The 23,925-nt window shown below is 49.0% G+C and carries 25 protein-coding genes; 24 read left to right on the forward strand and 1 reads right to left on the reverse strand.

What is annotated here, in order from left to right; genetic code table 11:
- Positions 1-84 precede the first annotated feature (84 nt).
- From HMPREF1207_RS19965 to HMPREF1207_RS20080, 23 genes are all read left to right on the forward strand, one after another.
- Positions 85-813 (forward strand): YfjL-like protein, encoded by a 729-nt coding sequence (locus HMPREF1207_RS19965; RefSeq protein ID WP_009676560.1) that lies wholly within the window; start codon positions 85-87, stop codon positions 811-813.
- 67 nt (positions 814-880) lie between these two features.
- Positions 881-1,189, forward strand: coding sequence for a hypothetical protein (locus tag HMPREF1207_RS19970; protein WP_009676562.1), 309 nt, complete (start codon positions 881-883; stop codon positions 1,187-1,189).
- Positions 1,190-1,221: 32 nt separating this feature from the next.
- Positions 1,222-1,776 (forward strand): hypothetical protein, encoded by a 555-nt coding sequence (locus tag HMPREF1207_RS19975; protein WP_009676574.1) that lies wholly within the window; start codon positions 1,222-1,224, stop codon positions 1,774-1,776.
- A 211-nt stretch (positions 1,777-1,987) separates the two neighbouring features.
- Positions 1,988-2,314 carry a hypothetical protein gene (locus tag HMPREF1207_RS19980; RefSeq protein ID WP_009676559.1) on the forward strand — a complete coding sequence of 109 codons (327 nt, stop codon included), beginning with the start codon at positions 1,988-1,990 and terminating at the stop codon, positions 2,312-2,314.
- Between the two features lie 94 nt (positions 2,315-2,408).
- Positions 2,409-2,996, forward strand: a complete 588-nt coding sequence (locus HMPREF1207_RS19985) for an Imm64 family immunity protein (protein WP_009676547.1) — start codon at positions 2,409-2,411, stop codon at positions 2,994-2,996.
- A 481-nt stretch (positions 2,997-3,477) separates the two neighbouring features.
- On the forward strand, positions 3,478-4,026 hold the full coding sequence (locus HMPREF1207_RS19990; protein WP_009676557.1) for a hypothetical protein: 549 nt from the start codon (positions 3,478-3,480) through the stop codon (positions 4,024-4,026).
- Positions 4,027-4,137: 111 nt separating this feature from the next.
- Complete coding sequence (locus HMPREF1207_RS19995) at positions 4,138-4,803, forward strand: hypothetical protein (protein ID WP_009676548.1); 666 nt, start codon at positions 4,138-4,140, stop codon at positions 4,801-4,803.
- Positions 4,804-4,880: 77 nt separating this feature from the next.
- A complete protein-coding gene (locus tag HMPREF1207_RS20000) occupies positions 4,881-5,369 on the forward strand; it encodes an immunity 26/phosphotriesterase HocA family protein (RefSeq protein ID WP_009676554.1) in 489 nt (162 codons plus the stop codon).
- A gap of 64 nt (positions 5,370-5,433) precedes the next feature.
- Positions 5,434-5,982 carry a CPCC family cysteine-rich protein gene (locus tag HMPREF1207_RS20005; RefSeq protein WP_016423935.1) on the forward strand — a complete coding sequence of 183 codons (549 nt, stop codon included), beginning with the start codon at positions 5,434-5,436 and terminating at the stop codon, positions 5,980-5,982.
- Positions 5,983-6,047: 65 nt separating this feature from the next.
- Entirely contained in the window at positions 6,048-6,299 is a 252-nt protein-coding gene (locus HMPREF1207_RS20010) for a hypothetical protein (RefSeq protein ID WP_231392162.1), read from the forward strand.
- A 380-nt stretch (positions 6,300-6,679) separates the two neighbouring features.
- The gene (locus HMPREF1207_RS20015) at positions 6,680-8,992 is read left to right on the forward strand and encodes a M4 family metallopeptidase (protein WP_009676553.1); all 2,313 of its coding nucleotides are present in this window, start codon (positions 6,680-6,682) and stop codon (positions 8,990-8,992) included.
- Between the two features lie 388 nt (positions 8,993-9,380).
- Positions 9,381-10,262: an aminoglycoside 6-adenylyltransferase gene (locus HMPREF1207_RS20020; protein WP_009676552.1), complete on the forward strand. Its 882-nt coding sequence runs from the start codon at positions 9,381-9,383 to the stop codon at positions 10,260-10,262.
- Positions 10,263-10,485: 223 nt separating this feature from the next.
- The gene (locus HMPREF1207_RS20025; RefSeq protein WP_036740232.1) at positions 10,486-10,911 is read left to right on the forward strand and encodes a hypothetical protein; all 426 of its coding nucleotides are present in this window, start codon (positions 10,486-10,488) and stop codon (positions 10,909-10,911) included.
- Positions 10,912-10,933: 22 nt separating this feature from the next.
- Positions 10,934-11,221, forward strand: a complete 288-nt coding sequence (locus HMPREF1207_RS20030; protein WP_009676555.1) for a hypothetical protein — start codon at positions 10,934-10,936, stop codon at positions 11,219-11,221.
- The gene (locus HMPREF1207_RS20035; RefSeq protein ID WP_009676573.1) at positions 11,202-11,651 is read left to right on the forward strand and encodes a hypothetical protein; all 450 of its coding nucleotides are present in this window, start codon (positions 11,202-11,204) and stop codon (positions 11,649-11,651) included. The genes HMPREF1207_RS20030 and HMPREF1207_RS20035 overlap by 20 nt, the downstream gene beginning before the upstream one ends.
- 937 nt (positions 11,652-12,588) lie before the next feature.
- On the forward strand, positions 12,589-14,133 hold the full coding sequence (locus tag HMPREF1207_RS20045; RefSeq protein ID WP_009675288.1) for a PucR family transcriptional regulator: 1,545 nt from the start codon (positions 12,589-12,591) through the stop codon (positions 14,131-14,133).
- A 163-nt stretch (positions 14,134-14,296) separates the two neighbouring features.
- A complete protein-coding gene (locus HMPREF1207_RS20050) occupies positions 14,297-14,956 on the forward strand; it encodes an aspartate/glutamate racemase family protein (RefSeq protein ID WP_009675319.1) in 660 nt (219 codons plus the stop codon).
- Positions 14,957-14,965: 9 nt separating this feature from the next.
- Positions 14,966-15,889 carry a DMT family transporter gene (locus HMPREF1207_RS20055; protein ID WP_009675307.1) on the forward strand — a complete coding sequence of 308 codons (924 nt, stop codon included), beginning with the start codon at positions 14,966-14,968 and terminating at the stop codon, positions 15,887-15,889.
- Positions 15,890-16,273: 384 nt separating this feature from the next.
- On the forward strand, positions 16,274-17,878 hold the full coding sequence (locus HMPREF1207_RS20060) for an OPT/YSL family transporter (protein WP_009675292.1): 1,605 nt from the start codon (positions 16,274-16,276) through the stop codon (positions 17,876-17,878).
- A 10-nt stretch (positions 17,879-17,888) separates the two neighbouring features.
- Complete coding sequence (locus tag HMPREF1207_RS20065; RefSeq protein ID WP_009675310.1) at positions 17,889-18,950, forward strand: DUF917 domain-containing protein; 1,062 nt, start codon at positions 17,889-17,891, stop codon at positions 18,948-18,950.
- 52 nt (positions 18,951-19,002) lie between these two features.
- Positions 19,003-19,935, forward strand: coding sequence for a DUF1177 domain-containing protein (locus tag HMPREF1207_RS20070; RefSeq protein ID WP_009675316.1), 933 nt, complete (start codon positions 19,003-19,005; stop codon positions 19,933-19,935).
- Positions 19,936-20,021: 86 nt separating this feature from the next.
- On the forward strand, positions 20,022-20,693 hold the full coding sequence (locus tag HMPREF1207_RS20075) for an AroM family protein (RefSeq protein WP_231392117.1): 672 nt from the start codon (positions 20,022-20,024) through the stop codon (positions 20,691-20,693).
- A 97-nt stretch (positions 20,694-20,790) separates the two neighbouring features.
- Positions 20,791-21,738: an aminopeptidase gene (locus HMPREF1207_RS20080; protein WP_009675309.1), complete on the forward strand. Its 948-nt coding sequence runs from the start codon at positions 20,791-20,793 to the stop codon at positions 21,736-21,738.
- Positions 21,739-21,851: 113 nt separating this feature from the next.
- Here HMPREF1207_RS20080 and HMPREF1207_RS20085 read toward each other — a convergent pair whose 3' ends face one another.
- Positions 21,852-23,123 carry an ATP-binding protein gene (locus HMPREF1207_RS20085; RefSeq protein ID WP_009675285.1) on the reverse strand — a complete coding sequence of 424 codons (1,272 nt, stop codon included), beginning with the start codon at positions 23,121-23,123 and terminating at the stop codon, positions 21,852-21,854.
- A 172-nt stretch (positions 23,124-23,295) separates the two neighbouring features.
- On the opposite strand from HMPREF1207_RS20085, the gene HMPREF1207_RS20090 reads away from it, so the two are divergent.
- Positions 23,296-23,889: a TetR/AcrR family transcriptional regulator gene (locus HMPREF1207_RS20090; protein ID WP_009675311.1), complete on the forward strand. Its 594-nt coding sequence runs from the start codon at positions 23,296-23,298 to the stop codon at positions 23,887-23,889.
- Positions 23,890-23,925 lie beyond the last annotated feature (36 nt).

Here is a 23,925-nt window from a genome sequence, read left to right on the forward strand (position 1 = left end):
TCCAGATAGGTAGTATAATATTGAAAAACGAGTAGGATTTAAATAACCCGTCTCTATGTCTCTATAATCGAAAAGGGGATAAAAGTGAGAAGAAGTAAAAAGATTATTCTCGTTTTAATAAGCTTTATCGTTTTTGTGTTATTCAGCTTGGTTTATTATGTAAGCGAAGGTTCACCAATAGAAAGGTACAAATTCAAAAAAGAAGTAGACAGTTATATTCAGGAAAAATTTTCACAAAACATCGTGACCGAAAATATTAAGTATAGCTTTAAAAACGACCTTTACTGGATTCTTGCACATCCTGAGAACAACAAAGAGCTTTCGTTTGAAATATCCCAGTCATGGAATGATCGAGGTTTATGGGATGATTTTTTAACGGCATCCTGGAGGTTCGAAGTTAATCAAGAACTGGAATCGTTTGTAAAGAGTGTGTATGCCCAGAAGGGTACGGCTAGTATTAACTTGGGAAAAACTATATCTGTAGTAGATAAGTACTCTACAATTCCATATGGAGAGGTACCGAGTTACCAAGACATTAAACAAGAACTTAAAGATTCAATTATTTATATACATATAGATCGCGCATTTAAAAAAGAGAGCATAGAAGATGAATATGATAAAGTGTATAAAGTTATCCAATTTATTAAAGCTAAAGGGTACAAGTTTGAACAAATTTCGTTCAGTTATAAAGGGGAGCAAAAAGATTCGCCGGGAAAAACTTTCGAATTTAACTCGCTTGATAAGGTGAACAGTCAGGACGATATCGTTAAATTTGAGCTCCTCTCCAGAGAAAACTCATCCGATCTTGAATGACTTACTATTACCTTATCATTCTAGTCAAAGATGCAATCTCATTATCCAGGCAGTATGAGGTGAAATCATGTTTGAAAACATAAATTTTTATCCTGGATTAGTTAAATATAACGAGTATAAGATCGATAGCAGTACCATATTGCATGGGGACAATGACGATTTACAGGAAGATATGTTTTTTGTTAGGTATCCGAATAACTATGCATTAGATGTAGGGTGGTATTTGGGAACTCAGAGTTTTTTGATTTTTATTGTGCGAAATTTAAACTGGGACGAGCCGGTCCTTAGAAAGGAATGTTTTACTTATAGCGAATTAGAAGCGAACGTTATTCAATTATCAGATTGGTTAAAGCAATTAAACAAAGATTTTTTATGAGATTTTTCTTTTGCGAAGGGGAGGATTAAAATATGTTTGAAATTAACTACCGGATTATCACCGAGATTGACCATTGGAGAAATTGTAATTTAGAACAAATTGACAAGGAGGGGGGTATAGAAGGATTTTTTCAATTAGTATTTAATAACGAAGAATACGGATATTACCATAATAGAGATTTAGCAGAAGGTGAAGAAGGTTTCGATCTTATATCCACCTGGTTCGATAATTTAATGGAAGTATGTTTGCATTTGGAGGCTTCTAAGTATGTAGCGCTCAAAGATATTGAAACCTATAACACTTGGATTGAATTTATCCCCAAAGAAGACCAGATATCAGTTAGTTTAATGAAATCAGATCCTTCTATTAGTGAGTTTATTATTTTAAAGCCATTGTCGTGCACATCCTATCCCGAGTGGAAGGATATTTTAATACCCAAGGAAGAGTTCAAAAGTATAGTTATCCAAAGAACGAAGGAATTTATTGATGAACTTCTAGAAATTAATAAACTCTTTATACAGAGTCAAGAAGTATCGAGCTTACTTGACTTGCTATCCAAAATAAATAATACCACCATCAAGGACTGAGAGCAGATTTATCCCCATGAGTCCCCAACTTCAGTAAGTTCCGAATGAGTCAGGCGGCTGCCAACAATCAAACATATCCCTCGGCTTGATTTTTTTAATTTCCCATTTGGTTTGTGTGCACTATATAAAGTATTGTAAGTCCATACTATGTGATAATTTCTTCAGCTACGTTAGGAAAACAATTTTGTACTTTGGAGCTGATACCCAATAAATGACTAAAGATACTCTGCTCGACCTATCTAAAACGTTAAACACTGAGTATGAAATTGGTATTTGGTTAGAGACAAGGGATTTTCTCGAAAGGCAGGACCTTACTACTTTTTCAATTAAATATACAGACGGACAATATAATCTTGTTATTAAATTAAAAGAGTTTAGTTTAGATGCAGCTAAGACCGTTTTTATTTCTTTAGTAAGATTTATCGAATACCGGTCGACTTTTTATGTAAGAGAAGATACACAGGATGCCATTCAATATTTCTTACTCTCCTCGTTGGACAGTAAAAAAGCCTTCTTGTTCCATATTGTTTTTGAATGAATCCACGAGGAGCTTTAATCAATGTTATTAGATGTAGGTTGCTATTTGGAAACTCAGAGTTGATTAAGCTTCACAACGGAACAGGAGGGATTATTTGGGCAGCTATATCAATATCGGCTTAATTTACAGCAGTTCTGAGGCCACTGAGGCTCATTTAATGAAGTTGATTGAACTACTGACTGAGAATGAAGGTCGAATTGAAAATGTAAAGTTCTGTGAGGATGTGGATGGCGAACGATGGATTCAGTACGATTTTCCACATCATGATCCTGCAATCTTTGAAAAACTCACACGATCGTATTATGGGCACATTTATTTGTTTGCCGATCTGGTTCCATTTAAAGGTTTGAATGTTGAAATAGAGATAGAAAAGTGTGAGGGGTATTCTGGTTTTCTGGTTTCTTTTAGAGAGAGTGAAATGCTTCCGGATTACTCAGCAGACTCGTTAGAGACAGCTACAGAAACCCTTGTAAAACTTGTTGCAGAAATTTATCCGGCAGTGCCATTTGATTATGCGTTTTGTGACCTTGAAGCACAGATCGAGTTCTCTCCCCAAGAATTCAAACCGGAAAGATACTCGTTATCTTTTTGGCCGGACATATCGAATGGTGAATTGAAGGTAACAAAGAGCAATTGTCATATTAACGGATTAACGGAAAGACAGGACAGGGATTTATATTAGTCAATGTTTTTGAACATTCGATTATTCTCGTAGTATCTCTAACGCGCGGCGGAGATGCGGATATTATGATCGGTAAAGAAGAGATTTCACTGTTATTATCTTTATTTAAAAAAGTTGAAATGAATAGAACTTCAGCAAGTGCCGAATGAATCAAGCGGCTGCCAACAATCAAACCTACTCTTAGCTTGGTTTTAGTAACTTCCTATCTTGTTTTGTATGCATGTTTAAAGTATTAGTAATCCAATTCTTTATGATAATTCTTAGCTATCTTAGGACTCAAAATCAATTTTGTAACTTTGGAGCTGGTACATAATAAATGACTAAAGATACTCTTGAGAGGAGGCAGGCTCTAAACCAATGGTAAAACCCATCGACACGGTTCGAGTAAAGGATTTGACGGTTTTGGGCGATCCCAAGTTAGCTAACTATGGACAGATGCGGGATTATTGCGAAAACTTTTCCTATGAGTTTAGAGGTGGACATGTATACGGAATTATCGGCGAATGCGGTTCGGGAGGCTGGGTTCTATCCTATTTTTTTAACGGGGAGGGAAAAAGCGCAGAGCGGGACCTTATACCTGAATAACGTTCTTGCCGCGGACTCGTCTGTACTTGCCGAATATGGTTGTTATGTTGGTGAGGGTGTCATTTCAAGAAAGCGATTTGGAGGCATGACAGTACGGCAGCAAATCGAAAAGGGGTTAAAACAAACCAACAAATTCACCTTGAATGAGCTCGTAGAATGGTTTGAATTGTCGTCCTCACGTTTAGATCGAAACATAGAACATATCAGTAACGAGAGATGGAATGCGTCCATAGCTATTGGACTCGCGCACGGAAAAACGCTATTTTGTTTTCCTTGGTTGAATACGGCATGGATCCATTCTTTGAGAAGCCGAATTACAACAAGTGTTAAGATACTGAAAGATCAAGGGGCTATCACTATAATTCCTACTGCTAAGACAGAGGCCCTAAATGATATTGCTGATTATTCTGTTGATATTTTTCTGGAAGAGGAGAAGCTTAGTTGAGCTGGAATCATTTTGGCTGAAAGGAAGGGCTGGATTTTGAGCGCTATGGATCTGGCACAAAAAGATTTGAAAGATCTTACGTAAAAGAAAAGAAATAGGGGAGGATATTTATTGGAATATGCGGAAACGGTAAAATCAATTAATCATTTATATACCTATAAAATTTTTGATGAACAAATTTATCACAAAGTACAAAACCTGTTTTCAAATTTATCAGTCATAGATGCCGCTGGAATTTTCGGCGATTTATCAAATGAGGCTATTTTCGGTCTCTACCTTGTACTGGATGATCTGAAAACGACAAATGAAGCTAAGGAACATATTATCTACAAATATTACGGTCTAAAAATTAAAGAGCAAGCCAACGAGACGGTAGAGGGCAGCTTAGTGGAACAAATTCTTAAAGATTACAAGAAAACGTCGTTTTTGGCACTTGAAAGCCTAATTGTGAAACTGTTAAAAGAGGATCGATTAAGCGAGAACCATTTCGAAAAATTAAAGAGAAGTTTTGATAGTAAAATGATTGAGAAAGAGATTTATTCCAACAGGATAAGATCAAAAATCAAAGGCAAATTTCCACTATCCGAAAGTGAACTATTAAAATTGTTCGAATACGAGAATTACAAACTTATTGAGGATGCTCTTGCCCAAGAATTGATAGAGCGCAGTGCATTACCGCTATTTAGACTTCCAAACAAAGGGGATAAAAATAAGAATATAAAGACGGTTTTATTTAATAAAGCAACTAAACTAAACTCATCGTGTCCGAACAAATGACGTATTTAAATTAGTTGATTGAACCCCATTTTCTATTAGAGAAGACCAGACGGCCTAAGATGAAGAGGTGAGCTAAGATGACAGAGGAATTTAAAGAACTCCGGGTTTTAAAACGCACGAGAAAGAGTCCGAAGGATGGAGATATTTTTGTGATGGAGCCGAAGGAAAATCTCTTTTACTTTGGAAAAGTAATCAATGCCCATGTGGAGAGCAAGAATCCCTTTTTCAGTGGATGGTACCTCGTTTATTTATACAATATTCCTTCTGGAACTAAAGAAATTCCAAGCAGCCTTGATCCTAATCATCTGTTAATTCCTCCAATGGTCATTAATAAGCAAGGATGGTTGAAAGGGTACTTTGAGACGATAGGTTCAGAAGGCGTTACGGAAGAAGAGAAGAGTATAGATTACGGATTCTGGGATTTTACACGAGAGAAATTTTATTCTCTTTCAGGAGAAGTTTTGAAAAATAATCCGAAAATTTTTACCGGTTACGGATTAATTAGCTACGGAGGAATCGGTCGATGTATTCACAGATTGCTTTCGGGACAACCGCACAATTTATGAGAAAAGCCCGCGGGTGACTGAAGAACAGCAAATCACATGATGGCGGAATGAGAGGTGCCAATAAATGAATCGAGATGAAGCCATAACTTTGTTAATAAAATCAACCCTTAAGGTTTTGTCAAAGGATGCACGAATGAACCACTTAATAAACTGGTGGGGGATAGACCGGGAGGATCCCGAATTCCATAAACTGCCGGAAACATTACAATCAGAAATACTCCAGTTTGATGAACCCCAGAGAGATGCTATGGATGAAGATTACGATAGCTTGATCTGTGTAGGCTTAAGAACCAAGTATCTTGGAGTCACAAACGAGTATTTATCGAAACGAATTTCCGAACAACTGAATTCCAACCAAACGGTTGTGGGCTTACAGGAAGAACTTTTTGCGTGTCCGTGTTGTGAGTTTAAGACACTGCCGGTAAAAGGCGAGTATGATATTTGTCCGGTATGCTTTTGGGAAGATGATGGGACCACAGCCCCCGCTTTCTATAGTTCACCAAATCACATGACTCTTACACAAGCCCAGAAAAATTTTCTGGAATTCGGAGCAATGAGCGAATCTTCCTTAATGCACCTCGATAGAGATAGGTTTGAAAGGTATGGCAAATAAGAGTGACTTATCAAAAAATATAATTTTCCTAACCTTTCAACTTCCAAGGAGGAGAAAGATTGACCGTGAATTTTTACAATATCCAAGAGATCATTAATGAATGGAATCCCATTGAGATTGAACCCTTACTGGATGATGAATATACTTTAGAAATCAGATACATTATCGAATTTATAAATGAACAGAAAACCGATCTGACCTTACATGCACTTAGAGATAAAATAAACGAGGTATTTAGCAAAACATTTGAACGCTATTATACACAAAGTGAACAAACACTAGAAATTGCCAGAAAGATCATGAATTTATGTTTGTAGGCCAGTTAAGCGTATATCCTCTAGATCCGGCAGGTTCTACAACCTCAAAGGGCAGTTCTCTTTTAAAATTATTCCTTCTCAGCTAAAAAATTTTTTTCTCAAATTTAACCTACGGTCAATTGACAACTCGCAAAACCGATAGTATTATGAAATTGTAAAAATAACATAATAATTACATATTTACCAGTGAAATTGCAGCCAAGATTAACTAACGTTTTGAAAAGGGCTGTTTTTTTGTGCCATTCCATGCGTGCATCCGGTTTAACTAACATAGAGCTTTGAGACAACGGGCTGTTTTGAAAGGGGAGTGTTTTGAAAGCGTTAACATTACGGGGTTGAAGAGCCTTGCAAGTAAAAAAATGATGGGAGATGAATGATGAATGAAAAAGAGTTTATCCGTAATTGTGCTGAGTACGATAATGGCGTTGTCCGCAATTCCGGTAGGCGCAGCCTCCGGCAATTCTGCGTCGGGTTCGCCGGCTGATTTGGCCGCTCCGCGTTTTATCGGGGAGAAGTGGATTGCGCCGCAGGGGGCGTCGCTGGAAGCGAAGGTATGGGCTTATCTGAACGCGAAGAAAGGGATTTTGAACCTGACGGGCGATGCGGAGCAGAGCATCCGGATTACGGATCAGGCGACGGACGCCGAGACAGGAACCCAGCACGTGCGTCTGAAGCAGTACATCCAGGGAATTCCGGTGTTCGGCACGGATCAGACGCTGCATTTTGACAAGCAGGGCAACGTCTCGGCTTATCTGGGCAGTACGGTTGCCGACAACGGCCAGCAGTCTCTCACGGCTATCGCGCCGAAGATCAGCGCCGAGAAGGCGATTGCGATCGCGAATAAAGATATGGAGAAGCGGATCGGCAAGCTGGGCGCCCAGCAGCGTGAGCAGCAGGCGGAGCTGAACTTCTATCCGGTCAACGGGCAGAACGTGCTGGTATACATCACGGAAGTGAATGTGCTTGATCCTTCCCCGCAGCGCGAGACGTATTTTATCGATGCGGCAACGGGCAAAATCGTGAACCAGTACGGCATGCTGGACCATGCGACCGGTACGGGCGTTGGCGTGCTAGGTGATACGAAAACGTTTACAACAACGCAAAGCGGCACCCAATACGTGATGCAGGATACGACGCGCGGCGGTGGTATCGTTACTTATTCGGCGGGCAACACCCAATCGCTTCCGGGAACGCTGATGAGGGATACGGACAACGTGTGGACGGACCCGGCGGCTGTCGATGCGCATGCTTATGCGGCAGTCGTTTATGACTATTTTAAAAATAATTTTAACCGCGACAGCCTGGATGGCAGAGGAATGGCGATCAAGTCGACGGTGCACTACGGAAGCCGCTATAACAACGCCTTCTGGAACGGAACGCAAATCGCCTACGGTGACGGCGACGGTACGACATTCCGCGCGTTCTCCGGCGATCTCGACGTCATCGGCCATGAGTTGACGCACGGAATTACCGAGAAAACGGCGGGGCTTATTTATCAAGGAGAGTCCGGTGCGCTTAACGAGTCGATTTCGGACGTTTTCGGCAACACCATCCAAGGAAAGAACTGGCTGATCGGGGATGACATCTATACGCCGTCCATCCCAGGCGATGCGCTGCGCTCGATGGAGAATCCGACTCTGTTCAATCAGCCGGACCATTACAGCAACATCTACCGGGGGTCCGACGATAACGGCGGCGTGCATACAAACAGCGGCATTCCCAACAAAGCGTTTTACCTGCTTGCCCAGGGCGGCACGCACCGCGGCGTTAGCGTAACCGGCATCGGCCGCGGCGATGCTGCCAAGATTGTATATAAAGCGCTTACTTACTACTTGACGAGCACATCCAATTTTGCGGCCATGCGTCAAGCGGCGATCAGCTCGGCCACCGATCTATTCGGTGCCAACTCGGCTCAGGTTAACTCGGTAAAAGCGGCCTATGCCGCGGTCGGCATCGGAAGTCCTCCGCCGGCTCAAGATACCCAAGCGCCGACGGCACCGGCGAATCTGGTCTCGACAGGCAAGACTTCGAGCAGCGTAACCTTGTCGTGGAGCGCGTCGACGGATAATGTGGGCGTAACCGGCTATGACGTGTACAGAGGCTCCGTACTAGCGGCATCCGTCTCCGGCACGAGCGCGACCGTCAGCGGTCTGAGCCCGAGCACGGCTTACACCTTCACGGTGAAAGCGAAGGACGCGGCCGGCAACGTATCCCCGGCGAGCAGCCCGGTGACGGTGACGACCAGCTCGTCGACCGACCCGACGGATACGCAGCCGCCTACGGCTCCTGGCAACCTGGTGTCGACAGCCAAAACGTCCAGCAGTGTATCCCTGTCGTGGAGCGCGTCGACGGATAATGTGGGCGTAGCCGGCTATGACGTGTACAACGGCTCGACGCTTGCCGCTACAGTAACAGGCACGAGCGCCACCGTTAGCGGCCTGCAGGGCGGAACGTCCTACACCTTCACCGTCAAAGCGAGAGACGCCGCAGGCAACGTGTCGCCGGCGAGCAATGCGGTGACCGTTGTGACCGATACAGGCTCCGGCGCTGCTGCCTGGGCCGCGTATACCACTTACCAAGTCAACGATCTTGTCACCTATCAAGGGAAGACCTACAGAGCTCTTCAGGGTCACACGGCTATGCCAGGCTGGGAACCGGCTAACGTTCCGGCTTTGTGGGCAGTCGTTAGTTAAAAAAGAAAGTTAAGAGGCGGCCTGTTCCCTGGATTTAACCGGGGATGGGGCGCTTTTTTTTTATGGAAACGGTGCTTGTTATAAAATCAAATATATGCGTCCATATGGCTACTTATTTGTTGGGAGTTTTGGGATTTCCACATACAACTTTTCAATTTTCGATTGAGAGAAGAACGATTCAATAGAGACGTTTTCGAACCAGTTCTCACGCCGGGAATGGCTTCGTTCTTCACTGATTTTTAAGGATAGGCCGATAAAAAACGGCGAGTTTTATAGATGTCTGATTGCTTGCCTGCTTAACTAAGTTTACCGGCAAGTTAAGATGTAAGTAAAAATACGAATCATGCTATGCTATATCTAGCAGTATGAAGCTGGAGGGAAGGCGCAGATGAGAACCGAGAAAGAAATGTTTGATTTAATAGAAGAGACTGCTCGCAAGGACGAACGAATTCGTGCGGTATATATGAACGGCTCGCGTACCAACTCTAATGTCCCCAAAGACATTTTTCAGGATTTTGATATTGTTTATGTAGTAACGGAAACAGCTTCATTTATTAATGATGCATATTGGATACATACTTTTGGTGACTTGCTTATGCTGCAAGAGCCTGATAAAAATGATCAATCGGTAGGCATGGATATGGATTTTACTCGATCATACGGATATTTAATGCTATTTAAAGATGGAAATCGTATAGATCTTCGCATTGAAACGAAAGAATCCATGCTTGAAAGATATGGCGGAGATAAATTGACAGTTCCATTGCTAGATAAGGACGACTGCCTGCCAATCATTCCTGCTCCAAGTGATATCGATTATCAAATAAAAAAGCCTTCCGAGCAGCTGTATAGAGTTTGCTGTAATAATTTTTGGTGGTGCCTGCAAAATGTGGCAAAGGGGATTTGGCGCGACGAATTACCTTATGCCAAACAAATGTTTGAACAAGTCATCAGACCCCGTTTGGATGAGATGATTGCATGGTGGGTGGGCACTAAAAATGATTTTCAAGTTTCCATAGGAAAAATGGGGAAGTATCTGAAAATCTATCTTCCCGAACCTTATTGGGACATGTACAAAGAAACCTATTCGGACAGCACTTATGAAAATATGTGGAATTCGGTTTTCAGGGCCTGTGAATTATTTAGAATTCTCGCCAGACATGTAGCTGAACATTTTGGGTTTACATACGAAATCAAGGATGAAACGAATATGATTCAATATTTGATGCAAGTCAGGGAATTGCCTGGGGATGCGAAAGGAATATTTTGAATAGCATGACGCAGACAGATAGCATTCAGCCAGGATAAGGATGCAGTAAAGCTCACATGTTCAAGCCGTACTCATTGGACTTCTGACCCTATTTTTATTCATATGAAGAGAGAACAGATTTCAAGGATATTTGAGGATTTGTATAATCGGTTTCTTGAAATTGGCGAAATTTTGTGCAGCGATTTAATTCATGATCCAATGTTAAAAGAATGGAAGATATGAGTTGGGATCTTACCGGGGATGGGAAAGGGACAATCAAGCATCGGATGGAGAATTTTTTGTGCAAATTAGAGCTCTGACTCTTTTAAAATATGCGGGTGTTCTTGCTGCCATAATCATTGTTAATCTGATCTATCAGAGATTTGTTAACAAAAACCTACCGTATGATAACATCCTCTACATTTTTGCTGCGTATATGATTTTGGGGATAGTTAAGTACGTTCGCTCGGAACCAATGCCATCAAAGACGGGACGTTTCCTTGTTTTCTTTTTATTTACTTTAACTGTTTTTATTGTGGATGTCCTCCTCCTTTATTATGAAAATAATTTTGAAATAACGGAACCGTTGGTTATGAGCATGATTTTCCTGGTGTTTGCTATTGTTATTAGTATCTTGGCTGTAGCGGATAAGCAAACAGGAAGATCATGAAAGCCGAAAGGGGGGATCTCACATGGAACGGACACCCAAAGAGCGCCTGTGTTGGCTGCTAAGACTATACAAGGATAAAGAAATAGAGGCAGAAACGTTCTGCGATGAATTTCATTTAACATACAATCATGATCTTGACGACAAATTAACTGAAACGGAAAGAGTTCTTTTTAGAGAAATTGCTGCAGTAGCAGCGAGATTCTCTCCGTTTGAAGAAGATCACCAAAAATACCCGGGGGTGTACTTTACAACAGAGGATGTAGAGCGTGTAGTAGAGAGGGGAATGTTGGATGATTCATTTTTCTTTTAAAACAAATGAAGAATCATATGCTCTATGTTATGAAATCGTAGAGTGCATGATGAGAGAGTTCACAATAGAGGAAAGCGAAGCTGTCTGCCGGATAAATCTTCAATGGTCGGATATGGACTTTTTGGATGAAGACGATATCCGGTATCATGAAACTCCCGATGATTGGGCCTATATTATTTATTATGGACATAGCTCCAGATGGTGGGCTAGAAAAAACGATCCAACTTTAAAACCCAAACCGATTCATGAAAATGCTAATAAAGGGCCTATTAAATGGACTTTTGTCCCTCGGGGGCAAGAATCTTTCATTATAAAAAAAGCACTAATCGACATTTTACTGGATCCTTATTCAAAGGAAGCTGAAAAAGATGACGCGGCGATAGATCTGGCGAACATTTTGAAGATGAAGAAACAATTGCTATCCTGCTGAAGGTATCTAATCAAGAAGGTATAGGTGAAATGGTTGCTGCAAGCTGTGGCGAATCGTTGGCATACATATGGTTAAGAAAATCGGAAATCAATTACGATCAGTTGCTGCTTTTGAAAGGGACCGCTTTACATGAAGCTCTCTCTTTGATAAAAGCGCATAAGTATGATTGGTTCGCGGAGTATGAACGAAGATTATTTTCCCGAAGGGAATTTGAAAAAAGTGATGTTCAGATGGAGCGGCAAGACGGATAGATAAACGTTCGGTGGAGGACACTCATGCATTCGTATAGGAGCGTGCCATTTTCATGGAGATGCCGAAAGTACCTCTTTACAGCATGAATACGCTTTGTATGAAATAACGGTTTTGGATGATTTGATTATGATCCACAGCACCTCTCAAGTTTCGTCTATCAAAGATGGGCGGGGAATAAGCTGGTTTTTATAACTCAATTAGGGGAGTACAGAATTTCATGAGAAAGCGATGTAGGAGTTGTAACGGTTATCTGAAATGGAGTAAAGTCTTCGCAGCTTTACATAGGAATAAGAAAGTAACCTGCGCTCACTGTATGGGTGAAGTTGAAGTCAGTTTGTTCAGTAAATGTATCTATTTCTTCGTTAGTTTAGCACCCGTATTTACGAATCTGATTGTTTGTGTTAAAAGCGGAGATTTTATTCAAATAGGTAAGCTCCCTCTAACCACAACCTATATGATTTGGTACTGGCTGATTATAAGCATCGCCCCTTTTCTGATCCTAATAAAATCTAAACCACTCCCTCAAAAAGAAGGAGCCTCCTAACAGGCATCCTTCTTTTCCCTTGCCTGTCACGCCCCTTCCTCCCCACAAAAAACGCAGAAATGATACAATAGACGCAGAAGTTTTTTGCCTTTGCCCCATGCACCAAGAAACGCACAAACTGTCTGAAATCGGGTGAACACGATGAATCTCAAAGGGATGACGGTCCGGGAGCTGCTCCAGCTTCCGATATTGAAAGACGCGTCGCTGATCAGCGGAGAAGAAGGGCTGGACCGCGTCGTGCGGTATATCGACATTATGGAGGTCCCGGATATTAAGGGCTGGCTGAGGGAAGGCGAGCTTATTCTGACTACCGGCTATTCCATGCGCAACGATCCGGGTCTGGTGCTGGAGCTGATGGAAGAGCTGAGAAGAGCGGATGCCGCGGCGCTTGCGATCAAACCGGAGCGGTTCATGGGCGGCATTCCCGCTGAAATGGTGGAGCTGAGCAACCGGTACCGCATTCCGGTGATCCAGATTCCGCCGGGAATTCCGTATATCGATATTACGCATACAGTGATGGAGCAGATTTTGAATACACAAGCGGCTCTGCTGCGCAGATCCGAGGAAGTGAACAAGACGCTGACCGGTCTTGTTCTGCACAACAAAGGCATCCAGGTGGTGGCGGACAGCGTGGCGGAGCTGGTCCAGGCGCCCATCTGGGTGATCCACAAGCAGGGCCGCGTCATCGTTTCATCGCCGGCTGATGCGGGTGATCCGCCGACCGGCCGGACGAAGAGCTGGGACGTGTCGGTGGACAAGCAATTCGCCGGGCGGCTCATCATCGGGAAAGAGCAGCTCGACGAGCTGGAGCTGGTCTGCATCGAGCATGCGCGGCTGGTGTTCTCGTTGGAGCTGATGCGCCGCAAGATCACCTACGACACGGAGCAGCGGCTGCAGGGCAACTTCTTCGAGGAGCTGCTGATGGGCTTGCCCCTGTCCAGGCAGGACGCGGAGAACAAGGGGAGGCAGCTGGGCCTTCAGCCGGACTGGTGCTGGGAGATCTGCATCGCCGAGGGCGAGCCGCATCTGTTCGAGGAGCATGCCGCCTTTCCGGTCGCGCTGGGCGAGCTTGTGGAAAGCGAATCGGCGGCTCGCAAAGTCAAGTCCCATCTGCTCCGGCAGGGGGACCGGTTTGTCCTTCTGCTCGCTTCTCCTGCGGCATCGGAGCCAGGCACGAAGCAGCCGGTCAGCGGCAAAACGGCCGCGTGGGCCGATGTTTTGGCCCCACTGCTGGACTCTCATAGCCACATCCGGACGGGTTTCGGCGGCAAAGCTCCGCTCTGGGAAGTGTACCGCAGCTATGTGAAGGCCAAAAAAGCGATGACCATCGGCTGCCGGCTGGACAAAGACCGCCGTACGTTCAGCTACGGGGAGATCGAAATGTTCGATCTGCTGTTGGAATCTTCCGCCTATGTAGGCTTCGATGCGTTCATGGAGAAGAAGATCGGCAGGCTCTCCAAGTATGACCGGGACAATGGAACCGATCTTGTGCCCACCTTCCATGCTTACCTGGCGGCCGGCGGCAGTCTGATCGAAGCGGCGAACAAGCTGTACATTCACCGGAACTCCGTAAAATACCGGCTGGACCGCATCAAAGACATAGCTGACATAGACATGGAAGATACGTCGAAACGGCTGATGTATTATTTGTGCACGTCGTTTTATTTATTGAAAAATTTGGAATGAAAATCGGCCTTTTGTGCTCCGAGCACAAAAGGCCTTCGTTATTTTTGGCAGCAGGGAACATGGTCCGCCTCTTTGGAAACGAATACAATATTACCAATCCAACTTTAATAAGCTACACGAAGTCTACAAAAAAGCAAACGAAAACGAGGAAGGATGGGAAGCCATGATCGGAGTGATCCGCGTATTAACGACGGAAGATACGAAGGTTCTCGAGCAGCACGGAAAGTTACTGAATGAGACGTATGGACTGCCGGTTGTGAGTAAATGTATTCCGGATCAGCCCCTTGGCATCTATGACGAGGAGACGGAAGCCATCGCCATTCCGAAAATTGTCGAACTGGGCAAGCGGATGGAGCGGGAAGGCTGCACGGTGCTCGTCATCTCCTGCGCGGCGGACCCGGCGATCGAGCCTCTGCGCGAAAGCGTCTCGGTGCCGGTCATCGGAGCGGGAAGCGCCGCGGCGTACGCGGCATTGTCCATGGGCCGGCCCGTCGGCGTGCTGGGCATCACGGAGGAAGCGCCCGCGGTCATCCGCGATTTGCTCGGCGGCAAGCTCGTCCGCTACGCACGTCCCGAAGGCGTCACCAACACGACGGATCTCATGACACCGGCCGGACGCGAGAAGGCGGTCGAAGCCGCCCGAGCCCTGCTGGATGCGGGGACGAAGGTCATCGTGTTCGCCTGCACGGGCTTCTCGACCATCGGCCTGGCCGCCGTCCTACGGAGCGAACTGCACGTTCCGGTCGTCGACGCCGTCGAAGCGGAGGGCTTGTTCGCCTCCCATTACTACAAGCAGCTCGTTGATGTCCGCGAGCCGAATTAAGTCAAGCTTGTGACTTGGGCAACAGCCAGATCCTACCTGCTTCTGATCTTCTGCGTCTTCGTCTGGGCGCTGAACTACATGGTCCGCCAGGTGCTGCTCCGGGAGTTTCCTCCCTTGTTTCTCTCGGCGCTGAGCCTGACGATCGTGTCCGGCGCCTTTCTGCTGTGGGCGTGGGGAACGCGCGCTTTTGTGAAAATAACGGGAAAAGACGCGCTCTGGCTCTGCTGCTCGGCCGGAATCGGCCTCATTGCAAACCAGATCCTGCTGCTCCGGGGACTCCAGCTCACGACGGCCACGAACGCTTCGCTTATTTTTACGCTGTCGCCGCTGTTTACGGCCGGTCTGGCCGCTCTTTTCCTGAAAGAACGGGTGACCTGGCGCATGGTGGCAGGCAGCGTGATCGCCATTTCCGGACTGGCTTTCGCCCTGAATGTCCGCGGTTTGCAGTTCAATGCGGGAGACTGGATTATGGCGGGCGCGACGTTTACCTTTTCGTGCAACCTGATTTTCGCCCGCATTCTGACGAGACGGCTGTCTCCCTTTATCGTGACGGTTTACAGCTTCGCACTCAGCGCCGTACTCTTCGATCCGTTCGTTCTGGCGGCCGGGGAGGTCACATGGATTCATCCGGCCGGAATGTGGGCGCTCGTGATTGTGACGGTGATCGTGGCGCAGGGGCTTACGGGCGTCCTGTGGAACAAAGGGATGCAGACGCTAGGCGCGGCGAAAGCGGCCATCATGCTGAATTTGCAGCCGCTGATGACGATGCTGCTTGAGTTTATTCTTTTGGGCCGCGCCGTTACGGCTCCACAGCTTTTCGGAGCTGCGCTTGTGTTTACCGGGGTTCTTCTCGGGACGGTTCAACTGCGTATATTTTCCTTGAAAAAGAAGCGGACGTTATCGGAGGATTTCCCGGATACGGCCGGAAAGTAATTCCTTTCGGAAAGCGCCCGCGAGCCGGTTTTGTCATACCCCCGGGCTATATTCTAGTAAAGCTTTAAAGCGGTGTGAGTGAGATGGGATGTGTACGATGGATGCCGTACACGTGACGAATGGGACATGCGCCTAGTATGTATAGGATGTGCATATTGCATGAGCACGGCTGTGACGTCTGTGACGGCTGTATATCACCAGGTTTACAAGGCGGCTTCCGCTCTGCGCTTCCGTTTGTAGGATTATTCCATTTTGCACATACTAAATGTAAAAAAAAAGCTTGCGGCTCTGCCTTCGGCTTCATTCCCGTAACAGAAAAAAGTTTTCTTAAGGAAACAGATGACGGGAGAATGGTTCTACATCAAGTGATTAGGGGGATTGTCCATGGAAGAGAAAGAGGAAAAGAAACACCCGAGTATTTTCGAGCCGTTCGCGCTGATCTTGAACATTGTCACGAGTGTAATCGGGGCCATTATCGGGATGCAGCTGGTTACGACACTGGGGGTAACCCCGAATACCGCGATTATCGGCGCTCTTGTCGCGATGCTCATCGCACGAATTCCCATGATGATATTCCGTAAGTACAAATCGATCCATCGTCAAAATCTGGTTCAGACGTCCATTTCCTCGGCTACGTTCGGAGCGGCCAACAGCCTGCTCATTCCGATCGGGATTCCGTTTGCGATGGGTGCGACGGAACTGATCGTGCCGATGCTGATCGGAGCCGCGCTGGCGATGTTTGTCGACGCGACGCTGCTGTACAAGCTCTTTGACTCCAAACTCTTCCCGGCAAAAGGGACCTGGGCGCCCGGCGTGGCTACCGCGGAATCGATCCTGGCGGGGGATAAAGGCGGCAAGCGCGCGCTGCTGCTCGGTGTCGGAACCGTTATCGGGCTCATCGGCTCGTATTTTAAAATCTCGATGTCCGCTTTCGGTGTCGCGTTTATCGGAAACATCTGGGCGCTGACGATGTTCGGCATCGGCCTGATGATCCGGCAGTACTCGGTGCCGTGGTTCGATATCGACGTCAATCAGCTTTACATCGCCCACGGGGTCATGATCGGCGCCGGTATCGTCGCGCTCATCCAGGCGGGGATGCTCCTTTTCAAGCGCCCGAAAACGGCGGGCTCCGAAGCGGAGAGCGAGGAAGAAGTCAGGGACAGCAGGCTGACAAGGACGGATAAAGAAGCCCGCCGCACCCTCAGCCTCGGCTTTGCCGCTTACCTGGTCATCGCCCTGCTCATTGCCATCATCGGCGGCATTATGACGAAAATGTCGCTCGGCATGCTGATCGGCTTCATCATTTTCGCCGCTTTCGCCGCCTTCGTGCACGAGATCATCGTAGGGATCGCCGCCATGCATTCCGGCTGGTTCCCGGCGTTTGCCGTCGCTTTTATCACGCTGCTGTTCGGCATGCTGATCGGGTTTCCGCCGGTTGCGCTTGCGCTTCTGGCCGGCTTCAGCGCGGCAACGGGCCCGGCGTTTGCGGATATGGGCTACGATCTGAAAGCCGGATATATTCTCCGGGGCAACGGCAAAGATCCCGAGCTTGAGCTTCACGGGAGAAAACAGCAGTACATCACGGCGATGATCGCCTTCGGTGTCGCTCTGCTGACCGTGCTGCTTTCGTACAAAGGCTATTTTGCGCAAAACCTCGTTCCGCCGATCGATAAAGTGTATGTGTCCACGATCCAGGCCGGAGCTTCGGCCGATATTGCCCGCCAACTGCTGCTTTGGGCGATTCCCGGCGCGATTGTCCAATTGCTCGGAGGGCCGTCCCGTCAGATCGGGGTGCTTTTCGCAACGGGTCTCCTGATCGTTTCGCCGAATGCGTGCTGGGCGGTACTTGCCGGTATTCTGATCCGGATCATCGTTCTGAAAATTTTCAAGAAAGAAGCCGAAACACCGATGAGCATTCTCGCCGCCGGCTTTATCGCGGGGGATGCCCTGTACAGCTTCTTTAGCTCCGTATTCAAACTGAAAAAATGAGGTGACTCCCATGACGAGACTGAAGCTGAACGAAGAAATGGTAGAGCAGGCCGTATACGGCGGCGCCGTTCTGGGCGGCGGTGGCGGCGGCTGGATCGAAGAGGGGCTGAAGCTCGGACGCCTGGCGCTGGAAGTCGGCGAGCCCGAGCTGATCTCTCTCGACGAATTCGGGGACGACGACCTGCTGGTCACCGTCTCCATGGTCGGCGCTCCCGCCGCCAAAGAACAGTTCGTGAAGCCCGTTCACTACGCGAAGGCGCTTGAGATGCTCGCGGCCAAAATCGGCCGGCCCATCCAGGGGCTTCACACGAACGAGAACGGGGCCGGGACGACGGTCAACGGCTGGTTCCAGTCGGCGATCACCGGCGTGCCGCTCGTCGATTTCGCCTGCAACGGCCGGGCTCACCCGACCGGCTCCATGGGCTCGATGAACTTGTCCGAGGTGGAGGACTATGTGTCCCATCAGGCGGCGGCGGGCGGCCGTGGCGACCGCTACATCGAGCTGAGCATCTCCGGGACGCTGGACAAGGCGTCGACGATGATCCGCAAGGCTTCCATCGAAGCGGGCGGCCTCGTGGCCGTGGCGCGGAACCCGGTGACCGCGGCTTACGCGAGAGCCAACGGCGCGGCGGGGGCTATCACGCAGGCGATCGAAGTCGGCCGGGCGCTGCTTTCCGCCAAGGGAGAAGCCGCTATCGAGGCCGTAGTCGCGCAGCTCGGAGGCAAAGTCGTGACCGCCGGAACGGTAACGGACTTCGCGCTGGAAACGGCGGGAGGCTTCGATGCCGGTACGGTCCGGATCGACGACGCGTACGAGATGACCTTCTGGAACGAGTACATGACGCTCGAGAAAGACGGGGAGCGCTTCGGCACCTTCCCGGATCTGATCATGACGCTGGACGCGAAAACAGCGAAGCCGATCGTATCGGCGGCCATCGCGAAAGGGCAGCACATTGCCGTCATTACCGTGCCCGCCGAGAAGCTGCTGCTCAGCACGACGATGAGAAACCGCAAGCTGCTGCAAGCGGTGGAAGACATTATCAAGAAGCCGGTGCTTTCTTACCTGGATTAAATCCGGACTCGTTCATTTCGACATCAAAGTGAATCATACGGAGGAAATTAACATGACCCTTAAACAAACGATGACTGTTCTCGATACACTCGACAGCATTTATGCAAGCGGAGCGAAGGTAAAAGAATTGTTCGACGCCTATCCCGGCGTATCGGTGACCGTATCCAAAGTCAGCGGGGAAAAAGGAAGCACGGATTTCGTCAAAGTCGTGATCCCCGGCACGGACGGCAAAAGCAAAGGCGGCAGCGCGCCGACTTTCGGCATTATCGGCCGTCTCGGCGGCATCGGGGCACGCCCTAGCCGCATCGGCCTCGTCTCCGATGCCGACGGAGCGGTTGCGGCTGTCGCCGCGGCGCTGAAGCTGGCGGATATGCAGACGAAGGGCGACGCGCTGCCGGGCGATGTGATCGTCACGACTCACATTTGCCCGGACGCGCCGACCCGCCCGCATGAACCGGTCGATTTTATGGATTCGCCGGTCGATATCTTGACGATGAACCAGGAGGAAGTCGTGCCCGAAATGGACGCGATTCTGTCCATCGACACGACGAAGGGCAACCGCGTGATCAATCACAAAGGCATCGCGATTTCGCCGACTGTGAAGGAAGGGTACATCCTCCGCGTCAGCGACGATCTGCTCCGCATTATGGAGATGACGACCGGTCAGCATGCGGTGACGTTCCCGGTTACGATGCAGGACATCACGCCGTACGGCAACGACCTGTATCACATCAACTCCATCCTGCAGCCGGCCGTAGCGACGGATGCTCCCGTCGTCGGTGTTGCGGTAACGGCGCAATCCGTCGTGCCGGGCTGTGGAACGGGCGCGAGCCATGAGACGGACATCGCGGCGGCGGCGCGTTTCGCCATTGAAGCGGCCAAGGAAACGACGGCCGGCACGTGCGCTTTCTACGACCCGGAAGAATTCGGCCGGATCACGAAGCTGTACGGGTCCATGAAAATTTTGCAGACCAGCGGCAAGTAAGCTTGGAACGGGACAGCAGGCAGGGGAGTTTCCCCTGTCCTTTTTTTTCAGCCGCTTCGGGCGGATCTTTCATGGGGGTGGAGAACATGGAGAAACTGGGAATGATTACAATCGGCCAAGCGCCGAGGACAGACGTGGCGCCGATTGTGGAGCGCTGCCTGGAGGGGCGCGCCGAGCTCGTTCAGGGCGGTGCCTTGGACGGGCTTGACAAAGCGGAAATCGAGAGGGACCTTTCTCCGGAAGAAGGGCAGTACGTGCTGACGTCGCGTCTGGCGACCGGAGAATCCGTCTTGATGTCGCGCGAGAAGCTGCAGCCTCTGCTGCAGAAGCGGATTAGCGAGTTCGAGGAGGCCGGAATCAGGCACATTTTGCTGCTGTGCACGGGCGTATTCCCCGGCCTTACTACAGAGCGGTCGTATCTGATCGAGCCCGACCATCTCATCCCTCCCGCTGTCAAAGCGATGGCCGGCGGCCGCAGGCTCGGCGTGCTCGTTCCGCTGGCGGAGCAGCGCGCAACGCTTGCGCAGAAGTATGAGCCCTACGGCTTGAGCCCGGTTTTTGCCGTCGCGTCGCCGTACAAACTGGACGAAGCCGAATTCCGGCGTGCCGCCGAGGAACTGAAAGAGAAGAGCGACATCATCGTGCTGGACTGTATGGGGTACACGGAGGAAGCGCGGCAGTTTATGGCGGAGGCTTCGGGGAAGCCTGTGGTTCTGTCCAATGCTCTGATGGGCAAGCTCGTATCGGAAATGATTTAGAAGAAGCTATGTTGAGACGGGTTGAGGCTGATGCAGGGAAGCAATCGAACGTCAGCCCCTTCCCGGCCCATTTTCCAATTCAGAAAGGATGAAGATAATGAACGAATCACTCATTGAAGTCGGCAAACATGTGTTGCAAAGCTGTCTGGGCCTGCAGGCCCGGGAATCTTTCCTGGTCGTCTCGGACGAGGACAAGAGACATCTCGCTGAGCCGCTTTACGAAGCGGGAAAAGCGCTTGGAGCGGAGGCTGTGCTTATGGTCATGAAGGACCGGTACAGACCGGGGGAAGAGCCTCCTGCCGCAGTTGCCGCCGCCATGATCACTTCGAACGTGGTCGTCTGCATCACGAAGCAGTCTCTCACGCATACGCAGGCCCGCAAAAATGCGGCTGCCGCCGGAGCAAGGCTGGCCACGATGCCGGGCATTACGGAGGATATGTTCCTCCACGGCGCCATCTCGGCCGATTATGCCGAGGTTAAGCGTCTGACGGAGCAAGTGACGAAGCTCTTAACCGGGGCCCGTGAGGTGCGCATCGAGAAGGGCGGCTACACGCTCACTTTCCCTGTGGAGGGAAGAAACGGCGTGCCGAGCACCGGTCTGTATCTGAATCCCGGCGAGTCGGGGAATTTGCCGTCCGGCGAAGCGTACATCGCGCCGCTGGAAGGAACGGCGGAAGGGCAAATCCTGATCGACGGGTCTATTGCCGGGATCGGCAAGCTGAGCGAGCCTCTTCTGCTCACGATCGAACAGGGCCGTATCGTGAAGGCGGAAGGCGAAGCCGGACCGCAGCTCCTGGGCATGCTCGGAGACAAAGACGGCCGGCTTCTCTGCGAATTCGGAGTCGGAACGAACGATAAAGCGAGAATCACCGGCGTCATCCTGGAAGACGAGAAGGTGTACGGCACGATACATGTGGCCTTCGGCAGCAACAATACGTTCGGAGGAACGATCATGGCCGGCGTCCATATCGACGGACTCGTTAAAGAGCCGACCGTATATCTGGACGGCAAACTCATCATGGAGAAGGGGAAGCTGGCTTTTTAGGTGTAATACGCTGTCAGTACCCACCCTGTACAATCACGGCCGTCCGCGGCCAATAAATCAAATCGCCCGTCCTCTTATGCTCCGACAGAGCGTGAAAGGACGGGCGATTTTTTTTAACCTCCACCGGGACCTTTGGAAGAAAGGGGCAGCGAGAGAGTGAATTCCGTCCCCCCATGAAGCTCGCTGAACACCGAGACCGTGCCGTTCATGGATCGGATCACTTGATAAGAATACGTAAGGCCCAGGCCGGTGCCCGTATTTTTGGTGGAATAATAGATGGAGCCGAGCCGCCTCAGCTGTTCTTTGTTCATCCCGATTCCATTGTCCCGGATGTGTACTTTCACGAGGTGCCCGTCCGTATGCATGCGCAGCGTGACGTTTCCTTTTTGTATGGCGGAACAGGCTTCGACGGCGTTTTTTACGAAATTGACAAGGAGCTGTTTCATTTCGGCTCCGTTAGCGGTTAGTCGTACGGGTTCGGACGGGACATGCAGGATCAGCGACACATTGTTCATTGTGGCATAGGGAGTCATAACCTCCGCGACAGCCTCCAGCTCATGGACGAGATCGATTTCTTCGCGCTTTTGCGTTAAAGGCTTGGACATGGATAAATACTCCGACAGAATCGCTTCCGTTCGCTTCACTTCCTCGATGCTGATGTCAATGAACCGGTGAAGTTTTTCGGGAGGCATTGCCTGATCTTGACGGATCAGCTTCAAAAAACCGAGCACGGTTGTGAGCGGGTTGCGCACTTCATGCACCAGGGATGCGGCGACCTGGCCGACGGCTTCGATTTTCTCGCTTTGCAGGTACCTCATGTACATGTCCTTATCCGTCGCGGATTTCTCAAACAAGTAGATCAGCAGCAGAACTCCGACCGAATTGTGAACGGGTATGATCAGAATATGGTAAGTCAAATGAGTCAGAATATAATCGGGCCGGTTGATATACAAAAGAAGCAGGGGAAAAAAAGAATAGCAAAGTCCGGCCATAAGGGCGACCAGGTACTTCTGGCTTGTCCTGTGGTAGACACGGCACAGCAAGACCGACAGGGGGAACGTAACCAGCAAGATGCCCATAGCCGAAGAGGTCCCGGGTCCGCCCAAATAAAGGCGGTACAGAACAAACTCCAGCACAAGCAGAAGGCCGATGCGAAACCCGCCGAACACAAGCGCGAAAAAAAGGATGACGTAACGGACATCGAACTGGATGCCTTTTTCGACGCTGGAAGCGAATGTCATGGAAAGAAACAGGCAGATCATGGAGGTAATCAGAATAAATTTCTTGGAGTAATTGGTGTCTTTGTCCCGGTAATAGAAGCTGTACAGTACGAAAGGCATAAGGGAAAAAAAGAGCTGAAGTAAAAGATCCTTGATCTGTGCCAATATCGCTCACCCTCTGGACGTGGTTAACTTCATCTGATCCCCTAAACTATTCGGCATGAAGGGGGAAATTCCTGGGGCTCAAAATGAATATTTCCAGGAACCGGGAGAAACCTCAGTTTTCAGATTCCTTAAATATGTTATAATCCACGGTATCAGAGAAAGGGGACCCGCTATGTCTGTGAACAACCCGGAAAAAGTTACGCAGCAGAGAGAAGAACGCAGGTCGCAGATTCTTCATGCGTCCATCGGAATTTTCGCCAAAAAGGGCCTCGCGGCGGCCAAAATATCGGATATTGCGGAAGCGGCGGGCATTTCCCACGGCCATGTATACAACTATTATTCCTCCAAAGAAGAGCTGTTCGTCAGCCTGGTCAAGATGCTTCAGGAAAGATACGGCAGAGTCTGCGAAGAGGCCCGCCGCCGGGAAGGAAATGCGCGCGATAAGCTTCTTTGGCATGCCCGGAAAATCGGGGAGGACGAGAATGCGTTGAACGGTATGCATGTCGTTCTGCATGCGGAGACGATAGCGAGCATCTCCCCGGAAGAAAAGCGGGAAATACCGCGAAGGGCCGTCGAGAACCTCCAGCCGATTATCGCGATCGTGAAGCAGGGACAAGAAGAGGGGACATTCCGGGAAGGAAGACCGGAGGATTTGGCGGTGCTTTATTTCGCTCTGCTCAACGGAGTCAGCGGGGCCCGGCGCAGAGGACTGGGCGCCGTAGCGAACCCGGATGAAGAGCAGCTGGTCGGTTTGCTTTGCAAATAAGCCGGCGGATATGGAGGGGCTGCCGCCTTCTTTTCA

The organism is Paenibacillus sp. HGH0039 (assembly GCF_000411255.1).
Taxonomy (GTDB): domain Bacteria; phylum Bacillota; class Bacilli; order Paenibacillales; family NBRC-103111; genus Paenibacillus_F.